This is a genomic window from Syntrophales bacterium (assembly GCA_030655775.1).
Taxonomy (GTDB): Bacteria; Desulfobacterota; Syntrophia; order Syntrophales; family JADFWA01; genus JAUSPI01.
Genome location: JAUSPI010000239.1, coordinates 1 through 11645, shown reverse-complemented (window position 1 = coordinate 11645; position 11645 = coordinate 1). Strand labels below are relative to the sequence as shown.

The 11645-nt window shown below is 44.8% G+C and carries 12 protein-coding genes and 1 CRISPR repeat array; all 12 genes read left to right on the top strand.

The window, feature by feature from the left end; genetic code table 11:
* The coding region (locus tag Q7J27_13275) for a TIGR02584 family CRISPR-associated protein (GenBank protein MDO9530112.1) at positions 1 to 570 on the top strand (570 nt) is incomplete at its 5' end.
* Positions 571 to 723: 153 nt separating this feature from the next.
* Positions 724 to 996: a type II toxin-antitoxin system Phd/YefM family antitoxin gene (locus tag Q7J27_13270; GenBank protein MDO9530111.1), complete on the top strand. Its 273-nt coding sequence runs from the start codon at positions 724 to 726 to the stop codon at positions 994 to 996.
* Positions 993 to 1421: a type II toxin-antitoxin system VapC family toxin gene (locus Q7J27_13265; protein MDO9530110.1), complete on the top strand. Its 429-nt coding sequence runs from the start codon at positions 993 to 995 to the stop codon at positions 1419 to 1421. Before Q7J27_13270 ends, Q7J27_13265 begins: the two co-directional genes overlap by 4 nt.
* A gap of 76 nt (positions 1422 to 1497) precedes the next feature.
* Positions 1498 to 4104 carry a type III-A CRISPR-associated protein Cas10/Csm1 gene (cas10, locus tag Q7J27_13260; GenBank protein ID MDO9530109.1) on the top strand — a complete coding sequence of 869 codons (2607 nt, stop codon included), beginning with the start codon at positions 1498 to 1500 and terminating at the stop codon, positions 4102 to 4104.
* Positions 4105 to 4116: 12 nt separating this feature from the next.
* Positions 4117 to 4503, top strand: a complete 387-nt coding sequence (csm2, locus tag Q7J27_13255; protein ID MDO9530108.1) for a type III-A CRISPR-associated protein Csm2 — start codon at positions 4117 to 4119, stop codon at positions 4501 to 4503.
* Between the two features lie 15 nt (positions 4504 to 4518).
* Positions 4519 to 5235, top strand: a complete 717-nt coding sequence (gene csm3, locus Q7J27_13250) for a type III-A CRISPR-associated RAMP protein Csm3 (GenBank protein MDO9530107.1) — start codon at positions 4519 to 4521, stop codon at positions 5233 to 5235.
* 15 nt (positions 5236 to 5250) lie between these two features.
* Complete coding sequence (locus tag Q7J27_13245; GenBank protein ID MDO9530106.1) at positions 5251 to 6285, top strand: hypothetical protein; 1035 nt, start codon at positions 5251 to 5253, stop codon at positions 6283 to 6285.
* Positions 6282 to 7787: a type III-A CRISPR-associated RAMP protein Csm5 gene (csm5, locus tag Q7J27_13240; GenBank protein ID MDO9530105.1), complete on the top strand. Its 1506-nt coding sequence runs from the start codon at positions 6282 to 6284 to the stop codon at positions 7785 to 7787. Before Q7J27_13245 ends, csm5 begins: the two co-directional genes overlap by 4 nt.
* 205 nt (positions 7788 to 7992) lie before the next feature.
* Positions 7993 to 9231, top strand: a complete 1239-nt coding sequence (locus tag Q7J27_13235) for a TIGR02710 family CRISPR-associated CARF protein (GenBank protein ID MDO9530104.1) — start codon at positions 7993 to 7995, stop codon at positions 9229 to 9231.
* 184 nt (positions 9232 to 9415) lie between these two features.
* Positions 9416 to 10573, top strand: coding sequence for a CRISPR-associated endonuclease Cas1 (gene cas1 / locus Q7J27_13230; GenBank protein ID MDO9530103.1), 1158 nt, complete (start codon positions 9416 to 9418; stop codon positions 10571 to 10573).
* Positions 10570 to 10845, top strand: coding sequence for a CRISPR-associated endonuclease Cas2 (gene cas2 / locus Q7J27_13225; GenBank protein ID MDO9530102.1), 276 nt, complete (start codon positions 10570 to 10572; stop codon positions 10843 to 10845). The genes cas1 and cas2 (Q7J27_13225) overlap by 4 nt, the downstream gene beginning before the upstream one ends.
* Positions 10846 to 10847: 2 nt before the next feature.
* The gene (cas2, locus tag Q7J27_13220) at positions 10848 to 11126 is read left to right on the top strand and encodes a CRISPR-associated endonuclease Cas2 (protein ID MDO9530101.1); all 279 of its coding nucleotides are present in this window, start codon (positions 10848 to 10850) and stop codon (positions 11124 to 11126) included.
* A gap of 347 nt (positions 11127 to 11473) precedes the next feature.
* Positions 11474 to 11645: direct repeats of the CRISPR family, unit length 33 nt; unit sequence GACAGAATTGACCTGACATACGAAGGGATTGCG.

Below are 11645 nucleotides of genomic sequence, written 5' to 3'. Positions count from 1 at the left end.
AAAGAAACCCGGTACGCTAAGATCAACCTTGTCCCCGTCCCCTTCATTTCGATAAGGGATCAGCTTTCTGACGACATGCTCGAAGAACCGAAAGACCCAGCTACCCTTATGCTCTCACTCATCAGAGAAGAACCATATCATTTAACGATAGACCTGCCGTCCGGTAAAGTCGCATTCAAAAACCTTGAGTTTGACATGATGCCGGCAAGGCTTGCGCTTTACGCCTTCTTTGCCCTGCGTAAGAAGGATTGCAAAAAGGATTTAAATACTTGCCGCCACTGCACAGAATGCTTCCTTGATATTAACCAGATTTATGACCGGCAGGAACAGATTGTAGAGCTTTACAAAAAGATATCCGGCAGGAGGACGCCGGCTGAAATGAGCGATTCGGGAATACTCAATTTGAACGCTGAAAATTTCAATTCCTATAAAGCCAAGATCCGCAAAGATATTGAAACAGGATTCGGCCTTTATGCCATACATGATCTGGCCATTGAGTCCACCGGCAAAAGGCCCGACACGAAATATGGGATAAAGATCGACAGGGATAAGATCAGAGTCATCTTCTAATGCAGATGCATTTGGTCATTGCGAGCCCGAAGGGCGCGGCAATCTCAATGTTTTTATTGTCACTATTTTATGTATATACATATCTACACTTGACATAGGTAATATGTCCTCATATACTGGTCGTAATAAACCAGAATAAGGGGAGGTTTTCTCATGAAGACGGTAAATGCGCTTAAGATTAGAAACAACCTGGGAGAGGTTTTGGAAATGCTTGCGAGAACTTCCGAACCCATTCTGATAAGCAAAGGAAAGGAAATCAAAGCCGTGCTCATTACACCGGAACAATTCAAAAAAAGATTTTTGGACTATCAGGCGGAGGAACAGAAAAAACAACTGCTTGAAATCATCGAAGGCATGAAGGCCGACAGTCTTGAGGTAAAAAACAGTGTTCAGGTGCTTCGGGAATTGCGGGGTTATGGAAAATGATCTGGATTGTCGATGCTTCCGTAGCTGTTCGCTGGTTTCTGGAAAATGAAAGTCACCCTCATGCCGATGCCGTTCTTCGGAGCTTGATTGATAATCCTGAACATTTTGCCGTTCCGGAATTGTTTTGTTTTGAGGTATATGCGGTATTGTGCCGCGTTCATCCGAAGGGCCACGATGTCTTCATCAAGGCCATGCTCCCAATTTTAAACGGCGGGATTTTCAGGCAGCCCATGACTGAAAACCTGGCCAATCAGGCCACCCGCTTTGTGAAAAAAGGGCTGACCGGATACGATGCCTGTTATGCTTCTCTGGCGAAGGAAATGAAGGGGATATGGCTTACCTTTGACGAAAAGGCACATAAATGTCTGACTAAAGAACGAATTTCACATCTCCTGACGAAGGGTATGCCGAAGAACTGGCCTTAAACGGCAACGTTGCAATGCTTGAGTAAAGGATAAGCATTTAATACTATAACCAAAATGACCAGAAGGAGAATCTATTATGGATGAAACTGTTCTCAAGATAGCTATCGCGGGATTCATGCATGATATAGGGAAGTTTGCTGAGAAAGATGTATGGAACATTCCTGAGCAGTTCTTGCTAAACAATGCCGATCTGTATCAACCGCATTATCAGGGAAGGTATACCCATAAACATGCTGTTTGTACTGCTGCGTTCATCGATCATTTCGAAAAGTTACTACCCAGAAAATTTAATAAGGCAAACTGGGGTTTGGAAGACAGCTTTATTAATCTGGCTGCCGGCCACCATAAACCCGAAACGCCTTTGCAGTGGATCGTCGCAATGGCCGACCGAATAAGCAGTGGTTGGGACAGAGACAGCTTTGATAAAGAGTACAACCATGCAGTGGCATGGCAGGATTATAGAAAGACGCGCCTTCTGCCTATTTTTGAACGCCTTATGCGTGAAGAAAAAAGTGAACCGGAAACCTCGTATAAATATTCTTATTGTTATCCTTTGAAGGAGATATCGCCGAAGAACATTTACCCGGATACAATAGATCATGTTTGTCCGGAAGACAATCAAACAGCCATTGCAGAGTACAAGAACTTATTTGAAGAGTTTGTTTATGCCCTCGAAAATCTTCTTCATAAGGAAGAAAACCTTGAACTGTGGTTTGAACACTTTGACAGCCTTATGATGGTTTTTACCTCCTCCATACCTGCGGCAAGGGCAGGCTATGTGATACCGGATGTATCTCTCTATGACCATTCCAAGATAACCGCGGCGCTTGCTGTTGCCATCTACCTTTATCATCAGAATACAGACAGCATGACGGTTGATGCGATCAAAGATTATGACGTTAAGAAGTTTCTGCTCATCAGTGGAGATTTTTACGGCATTCAGAATTTTATTTTCAGCGATAGTGGTGAGGCGGGGAAACACCGTGCCAAGATACTCCGGGGACGTTCATTCGCCGTCTCCCTCTTTTCGGAACTGGCTGCGGACATGCTCTGCCGGGAGATCGGCATCCCATCGTCTTCACTGCTGCTCAATGCGGCGGGAAAATTTACGATAATTGCGCCCAACACAGAAGCGGCGAAAGAGACAGTGGCTGATGTGGCAGAGTGTGTGAACAATTGGTTGATGAAGATCTCATATGGGGAAAATGCGATCGGGATGACATTCGTGGATGCCTCCCCCCAAGACTTTGTGAAAGGCAGGTTTGCTGATCTCTGGGAAAAGCTCAATGAAAGAATGGAAAGGAAGAAGTTTCAAAAGATCGATATGGATAAATTTGGAGGGACAGTTGATGGCTATCTCGACAGCTTTTACAATGACCTGACGCATCCACTCTGTCCTTTCTGTGGCAAGAGACCCTCCAGTCCCGAGGTAGAAGGTTCAGCGCTTGTTGGAGAGGCGGCATCTGCCTGCAATGTCTGCAGAGATCACATATTTCTGGGGAAGAACATCGTTAAAGAGAAGAAGATAGCAATAACCTCGTGTGATGCGGATATAAAAGGAGATAAACTGCTTGAGCCGATCTTTGGTAATTATCAAGTTGCCTTTGTTGGTGGCGGCATGAAGGAGATGGCCAGGAGTGGCCAACTTCTGAAATACTGGGATATTTCCATAGACCCTCAAGGAACGGTATCTAAAGAGGTGACGGCCAAATTTATCAATTGCTATGTCCCGGTTTACAGTGAGGAAGACTTCAATGACGATAGATTGTTTGAAGGCAGGAAAAGTGGTGAGAAAAAGGAAGAACGCATTGATCAAATGAAGAAAGATGTTGTTAAGAGTTTTGAACACATAGCAAACAAAGCACTGAATTCTAAAGAAAATGGCGGAGGATATTGCGGCATCGAGGCACTGGGAATCCTGAAAGCGGATGTGGATCAACTGGGGCTTTTAATGTCCTGCGGTTTGAAGAAGGAACAATTTACAATCTCCAGGCTTGCGACCGTGAGCAGGCAGTTGAATTTCTACTTTGCAGTATATCTTCCACATCTCTTAAAGACAAATCAGCGTTTCATGGACATCTATACGGTCTTTGCCGGTGGCGACGACCTTTTTCTGATCGGGCCGTGGAATCGTATTATTGAATTAGTCAGTTTCTTGCGTGAATCCTTTGCGGATTATGTCTGTCATAATGATGAAATTCACTTTTCGGCGGGCATAAGCCTGCATAAACCGCACACGCCGTTAGATAAGCTCTCTGGTACTGCAGAGGCTGCAATTAAAGAATCGAAAAACAAGGGAAGAAACAGAATAACCCTTTTTTCTGAAACGGTAGATTGGAATGAATTTGCGCAATTAATGAAAATCAAAGATACCCTGCAGCTATGGCGTGACGAGAAGCGGGTTACAAATTCCATGATATACCGTCTTAATGATTTCATCAGGATGTCCGAATCGGAGAAACAGCTTTTAGAAGGTGAAGGCGATATATATCTCGAAGACATGGAATGCCTGAAATGGCATGCTCTGTTCAGTTATACAACAGGGCGAAATGTGGGGAAAGGATTAAAAGGAGAGGAAAAGGATGAAATGATACGTCAGTTCTCAAAGGTGGCGGTATGGCTTGGGGAGTATGGAGGCAAGCTGAAAATAGCCCTTTGGGATGTCATATATAACTACAGATAGGGAGGAGTAAAGATGATCAGCTTTTATAAGGATAAAGATAAATGTATTCTGGAGCCAAAGTTGTTTTCTGATACCGCAATGAACTGGGCGAAAAAAATTAATGACAGCGGCGGCAAGGATGCAAACAAGCGATCTCAGTTGAGGAAGTTTTTTGACGAAGTCATTCGTCTCAACTCTTTGGCTAAAAGCAACCCAGAGGACTGGGAAAACATTCTGCCCTATATCAATATGCTGATTGCAAAAGCTGCTTACGCGGAAGGCAGAAGAAAAGTGTCACAAGATTTTGTGGATTTGATGAAAAGTTGCATAAATCAGATTCATAAAGACAAGGACTTGGATGTCTTTGCCAATTTCTTTGAAGCATTTATGGGATTTTACAGAAAATATGGAGAAAATTAGGGGGAGGGAATCAATATGCAACTGATAGATATTAAGGAAATCAAAGGAAAGATAGTATTAAAAAGCGGACTTCATATTGGTGCCGGTGATACGGAGATGCATATAGGCGGAATTGACAACACCGTTGTCAGACATCCTCACACACAAGAACCTTATATCCCCGGTTCTTCCATCAAAGGCAAAGTGAGATCGCTTTTGGAAATGAAAAGTGGCGTAATGTACAGAACTGGTGGGGCACCATTGCAGGCAAAGCACTTAGACTTAGAAGGTTTAGAAGATGAACAGCGAATAGAATGCCTTAAAATTATAAAACTGTTCGGTTCAAGCGGAGCGGATGCTGAAAAAATAGCGAAATTTGCCGGTCCCACAAGGGTGTCATTTGCCGATTGTTTCATGAGCGAAGAATCGCGGGAAAGAGTCCGGGAAGAAAGGCTTACCCTGTTTGAGATAAAATCTGAGACTGCGATAGACCGCATCAGCGGTACTGCCAAGTCAGGCTCTCTTAGATTTGTTGAAAGAGTTCCGGCAGACATAAAATTTGACTTTGCCGTCGGTCTTAAAATGCTGGGTGAAGAGGACAAAGAGCTTTTCGACTATCTTCTGCTTGGTCTGAAGCTTCTGGAAATGGACGCTCTCGGGGGAAGCGGAAGCCGTGGGTATGGAAAAATAGAGTTTGTTTTTGAGAATGAGGATGTAGAGAAGAAATTTAAGAACATTAAACCATTTTCATAATGGAGGAAAAGCATATTGAAGCTCTATGAAATAATTATTAAGCCTTTATCCGCTTTCGGAACGCCGCTAAAGGGCGATACCCTCTTTGGACATTTCTGCTGGCAGGCAGCATACGATCCCTCCCTGCTCAATGGTGGGCTTGATAAATGGATTGCCTGTTATCAAGAAAAGCCTTTTGCCGTGTTCTCTTCCGCCTGGCCAAAATTTGATGACGATGGGAAATTCTTTTATGCTTTCAAAAGGCCGGATCTGCCCCTGTCGCTTCTTTTTGCACCATCGGCAGGCGATGATAAGAGGAAGACGTTTGAAGGACGTAAAGAAAACAAGAAAAAGAAGTGGATGAAAGTAAAAGAGGGTTTGCTTTTAGACTTTAAATCCGTGGAATATTTGACAGATAAGGAACTTATGGAAAAGGTGCGCAATCAGGCCACCGATGACACGAAAAGAATTATGCGTGGGGAAAAATACTTTTGTTCAGAATTTACCCGGCAGCACAATACGATCAATCGTATGACCATGACAACCGGAGAGGGAATGTTTGCTCCTTTTACCGAAACATCATTTTTCTATTATCCGGAGACAGAACTGGCGGTTTTTGCCCTGATAGATGAGGAGGCCACGGACATTGGGCGAATCTGTGCCGCTATGGAGAAAATCGGCAAATTTGGTTTCGGCAAAGATGCCTCAACGGGCTGTGGCAGATTTGACATTGGAGAAGATAGTGAACTGGAACTTCCTTCTGCTGATTCACCCAATGCCTGCTACATGCTGGCTCCGACCGTTCCTGAAGCGGGCCGGTTTTATGATCATTACTTTATACCGTTTGTCCGCTTCGGCAAACATGGTGATGTCCTTGCCACATCTGAAAACCCCTTCAAAAACCCTGTTGTTATGGCTGATGAAGGAGCCGTGTTTATGCCAAAAAGTGAGAATGTTTTCAAGAAACCATACATTGGCAGGGCTGTGCTAAACACCTCCAAAAGCATGAAGCAAACGGTTGTTCAGGGCTATGCCCCATATCTTCCATTCAGACTGGAGATGAAAATATGAAAGGACCGACTAAATTTTATATACAAACGATTTTACCAGTCCACATAGGCTGTGATGATGTGTATGAACCAACAGGTTTTGCCATAGATGAAGAGGCACAGCAAATGGTGGTGTTTGATCCCGTCTCTTTTATTTCTCAATTGGAAGACCCTGACAAGCAGGAGTTTTTAAATATCTGCGCAAAGGGAACCATTGCCTCAATTCTGGAAGTCTATAAATTCTTGCGGAATAGGCCGGTCAATGGACGGCCGGTTGATGTGTGTCATGGTTTTCTGGAACATTATCAGAAAACCCTTGACATTTCTTTGCATGATGAAAAGAAGATTAGGCAGGAATTGAACCGTTTTGAGATCCCGCGCACTGCCTTTCGCAGCGTTGACCAGCGACCTTACATCCCCGGTTCTGCCATCAAGGGGGCTCTTCGTACCGCATACCTGAACCTGATGGAGAACGAAAAAAAACTATCTGAAAAAGGAAAGGAACGCAATGCGGGAAAATTGGAACAACGGCTCATGGAGTACGACGGGATTCCCACAGATCCCTTCCGCATGGTCAAAGTCTCTGATTTCAAACCAGTAGGCGAAATAAGGACACGGATTATCTACGCGATCAATCTAAAGAAAAAACCGTCTGATCGTGATGCAAGGGGTGTTCCTCTGATATTTGAAGTTGTTCCGCCGGGCACTCTGTTTGAAGGCACAATAGCCGTGGAATCGCCTCCGCAGGGTTCCGGTATCCGAAAGCATATCTCGCTTGAAAACCTCTTCAAGAGTTCAACGTTGTTTTACATGAAGGAAAAAGAAAGGGAAAATAAGGAACTGAGGGGAATCGGTATTGAAGTTATTCCTGTCAGCGACCAGGCAAAAGATCGGGAAGTTAGTTCCCTGCTCAGATTGGGCAGGCATTCCGGAGCTGAATCGGTGACTGTTGAGGGACACCGTAGTATTAAGATTATGAAAAACCCAAAACCCCTCGATCACGCAACCACAATATGGTTGTCTTCAGAATCGCGCAACCCGGGGTCTAAAAATAGTCTCCAGCCTTTCGGCTGGGTTCAGTTAGGCAGGGTGACAAACGATCACTCGAAAGAGTCCGAGGTCAGGGAACAGGAATGGAAAGACAACGAAGCAAAGAAACAAAAGATACGTCATGAAGAAGCCGAAAAACAGCTTGGATTAAAGAAAAAGGTTGCTGAGAGGGCAAAAAAACAGGAGCTTGCAGAAGAAGAAAAACGAAAAGAAGAGGAAAGGAAAAAGGCGAAACTTGAGGCGGCATCGCCTGAAGAAAGAGACATTGCGGCGCTTGATGATCCAGGCATTACCGAACAACAGGTGATTGAAATATTTAATCGGATTGATACGTATTCAAAGGAAAACAAAAAGATTGCAGCTCTGCCTCTGAAAACATACTGGGAAACTCACGCAAAATGGAAAAAGAATGATTGTTCAAAAAAACAATGGGCAAAGGTACAAAAGATAAAAGCAATCCTCGGAGATGAATAAGGCAGGGAATTACATTGGGACCCTTTTATCTTCCTATTGCACTTTATTTTATAAGGATTTTTCATGAAAGCAGACGAAGGCGCAAGAAAACAGATTGAAATCTACCGTCGCATGTCAGGCTTAAAATCGCCTTTGAGATGTGGGAAATGGGCATCGAACAGGAGATAAACACCCTGCTAACCGATAAAGAGGTTGCCAATTTGACATGAATCCAATTACTCGTCTCATGATCATGTCCCTTGGCGGTTCACCAGCACCGCTGACAAAAAGTATTGAAGCCAGAAGACCGGAGAAAATTATCTTCCTGGCATCTCAGGATTCTGTTCTTCTCGCTGGTGATATTTTTAAACCGCTCAACTTCAAACCGAAAACGGAATTCGAGATCACCGAAGATCCGAATTTGATGTTTGAATGCTATAAGGCTGCCCGCCGGTGTGTAGATCGTGTGAGAAAAAAGAATGTCCCGCCAGAGGAGGTTATGGTGGACTATACCGGCGGCACTAAGGTGATGACCGCAGCGCTTATTCTGGCCACCGTTGGCTATCCATACAAGTTCAATTATGTGGGAGGTGACCGTCGTAATAAAGATGATGTTGGGACAGTGATGGATGGACATGAGAAGATGTTTCTTGAGATGAGCCCCTGGTCTATATTTGCTGAAGAGGAGCGCCGACAGGTGGTTACTCTTTTCAACCGCCGCCGGTTTTCTGCGGTTGTCGAAATAATTGATTTCTGTGACAGAGAACTGCCTCGTCAAATAAAGGATTATTTTCGCTTCGTTCGTCTGCTTGCTGAGGGTTTTATGTTCTGGGAGCAGTTTAATCACGAAGCCGCACTCAGACGTCTCGAAAGCGGGCTTGAGGCTCTGAAGGATTACCTCGGAGCTTATCCGAATCCTGATTTGGAGGCTTTTTCAAAGGGGGTTGGGAGTTGCAGGGACTTTCTCGATCAAATTGTTACCGACACAGATAGTTTAAAAAAGTTGGATGCAATTCTGGTCGATGATCTCTTGAACAATGCCAAGCGGCGAATCGCAGACAAGAGGTATGACGACGCAGCCGCTAGGATATACCGTGCCCTTGAGCTTTACGGACAGGTCGCCTTTCTGGAAGTTGCCGGTTGCACCAATGATAAGGTCAAACCGGAGATGATTCCGGAGCGGATCAGGGAAGAATTTCTGAGAAAATACCGTGACCCTAAAAGCCGTCTCCTCAAACTGCCATTGACCGCGACCTTTCAATATCTGAATTGCATGGGGCATGAGGCAGGGTTGAGGTATTTTGAGAGAATTAAGGAGATCAAGAATATAACTTCGAACAGAAATGACTCCATCCTTGCGCATGGGATTAAGTCTGTTTCCGAACATGCGGTTACATCCATATTTGACACAGTTTCTGACTTTGTTCAGGTAACCAGTTTTTTTGATTTTCCTACGCTTTCATAGCGTAGCTCTTTGACAACTGAATACTGCAACGTTGCAAACCTTGTTTCAAACCATGGTTGCCTCCTATAATGGAGTAAAATAATCCCCCTCAATCCCCCTTTACAAAAGGGGGAAGGGAATAAAGTGTGTCCCCTTTGCAAAAGGGGAGTCAGAGGGGATTTTTATATAACAATGGAGGCAACTTATGGTCATATATATCAGAACGCAGGGGGCAAAGATTGTAAAGGAGGGCAGACATCTCCTTGTGAAAAAGGGGGACAGTACTTATAACACCCTTTTTACATACAAACTGCGACAAGTGATTATCTTCGGCAATGTGGAGATAACCCATCGTGCATTTGTTCAGCTTATGCGAAACAACATAGACACGGTCTTCATGAGCTATGATGGACGCTATCTTGGGAGAATTGCCCCGCCGGAATCGAAGAATGTCTTTTTACACAAGCGCCAATACCAGCTCATGGATGACAGGGATTTCGGACTCCGTTTTGCCCGCTGCATTGTAGCAGGGAAGCTTTCGAATATGTATACGGTCTTGATGCGTATCAAGCGGAGCAGAAACAACCCTGTGGCGGGGCACAAGGCCAGAGATATCCAGCAACTCATGGGAAAGCTTGATTCTGCGAACAACATTGAAAGCGTGCGTGGATATGAGGGGAGGGGGAGCGCCATCTACTTTGAGGTCTTCCCTAAAGGTTTCGTTCAGGACATGGGTTTCACACGTCGTGTTAGGAGGCCGCCCACGGATCCGGTGAACTCTATTCTTTCACTCCTTTATACCTTTCTCATGAACCGTGTCTATGCTGCCGTGCGTATAGCCGGGCTCGATCCCTATCCCGGGTTTCTCCATTCCCTTGATTATGGACGTTATTCCCTGGTGCTCGATCTGATGGAAGAGTTTCGCACCATCATTGCTGACACTCTGACACTTTCACTTTTCAATCTAAATATCCTTAAAAAAGATGATTTTTACGTGGAAAAACCCGGAGAGGAGGAGTCATCTGAAGCCTCTGTTGAGGAGATTCCTGATATAACAAAGGATCCAATGGGGTTGATTTCCGGCGATGAAGCGGAGCAGGAGGTTTTTGATTTACCAGAACAGAGAATGGACCATGGCACACCTGTATCTGCCCAGCCTGCGGGCAAGTATCCGGTGAAACTTCATGGAGATGCATTCAAACGGGTGATCGAGGCATTTGAAAAGAAACTGACGACTTCTTTCTATTATCCGCCTGCCGGACGCCGGCTGAGTTACAGCGATGTGATTATCTATCAGGCAGGGCACTGCCGCAAGGTGATCGAAGGCGAGGCGGACACATATCAACCGGTGTTTCTGAAATGATTGTAATTGTAACCTATGACATCACAGACCCAAAGCGTCTGAATCGGACCCATAAATTTCTGAAGGAGTTTGGTTTGAATACTCAGAAATCGGTCTTTGAGTGTGACATCGATAAAGAGGGTATCAAGCGGATCCGTGCATACTGTAAGGAAAACCTTGATTTGTCGAGTGACTCGGTGAGGATATATAAGGTCTGTAACCACTGCATAAACAAGGTAATAATTTCCGGCCAGGGGCTTAAAGTAACCCAGCTTGAATACATGGTGGTTTAGCAATGAACATGATTGTGGCTTATGATATTGCAGATCCGAAACGCTTAACCAGGGTAGCCAAGATTGTTAGCGACTATGGTGTCCGGGTGCAAAAATCCATATTTGAGGTAGCTGTGGACGACAGAATCTTTGCGGAGATGAAGGCACGCATTGAGAAGGTCATTGTGTTGGAGGAGGATGGTGTAAAATATTTTCCCGTATGTGAAAAATGTGCGGGAACCGTAGAGATTATCGGCCGGGGAGTGTACACCGATCCGGATGAGGAGTTTTACATTTATTAGCGTGTTTCCAGTTCACCCAAACCATCCTGTATAGGTCGGACCCACTTCCAACCCAGATCCTCCCCCTTGAGGGGGAGGGCAGGGTGGGGGTGGAAACGAAATGCTATTGAGGTGCGAACTTCTGGCCAAAAATAGCCGTTTTTTGTAAGTGGTTGATATTTCTTGTTTTGTGCCGAAATGGTTGTTCTGGGTTCGCGGAGTAGCAAGTTTAGTTTTAGTTTCAGTATGTTATGATATGCGAGCATGGCATTAAAGGAGGTGTAGTTACGGCAATGGATGCTTTTTCAAAAAAGGTTTGCGGAAACGATAGTCGAAATGTCCTGTTTTCAAGGGAGTCCAGAGACCGCGGACAGAATTGACCTGACATACGAAGGGATTGCGACGCACGCCCTCTCCTCCATTGTAAGCGTCGCCAGTGACAGAATTGACCTGACATACGAAGGGATTGCGACGTTTTTGGGCTGTCTATTATCCTTTTGGCCTTTGGACAGAATTGACCTGACATACGAAGGGATTGCG

Coding starts and splice junctions, on each gene's coding strand:
- Q7J27_13235 (MDO9530104.1), top strand. CDS start 7,993: ATGAATCCAATTACTCGTCTCATGATCATGTCCCTTGGCGGTTCACCA.
- cas2 (MDO9530101.1), top strand. CDS start 10,848: ATGAACATGATTGTGGCTTATGATATTGCAGATCCGAAACGCTTAACC.
- cas2 (MDO9530102.1), top strand. CDS start 10,570: ATGATTGTAATTGTAACCTATGACATCACAGACCCAAAGCGTCTGAAT.
- csm3 (MDO9530107.1), top strand. CDS start 4,519: ATGCAACTGATAGATATTAAGGAAATCAAAGGAAAGATAGTATTAAAA.
- cas1 (MDO9530103.1), top strand. CDS start 9,416: ATGGTCATATATATCAGAACGCAGGGGGCAAAGATTGTAAAGGAGGGC.
- csm5 (MDO9530105.1), top strand. CDS start 6,282: ATGAAAGGACCGACTAAATTTTATATACAAACGATTTTACCAGTCCAC.
- Q7J27_13270 (MDO9530111.1), top strand. CDS start 724: ATGAAGACGGTAAATGCGCTTAAGATTAGAAACAACCTGGGAGAGGTT.
- cas10 (MDO9530109.1), top strand. CDS start 1,498: ATGGATGAAACTGTTCTCAAGATAGCTATCGCGGGATTCATGCATGAT.
- csm2 (MDO9530108.1), top strand. CDS start 4,117: ATGATCAGCTTTTATAAGGATAAAGATAAATGTATTCTGGAGCCAAAG.
- Q7J27_13265 (MDO9530110.1), top strand. CDS start 993: ATGATCTGGATTGTCGATGCTTCCGTAGCTGTTCGCTGGTTTCTGGAA.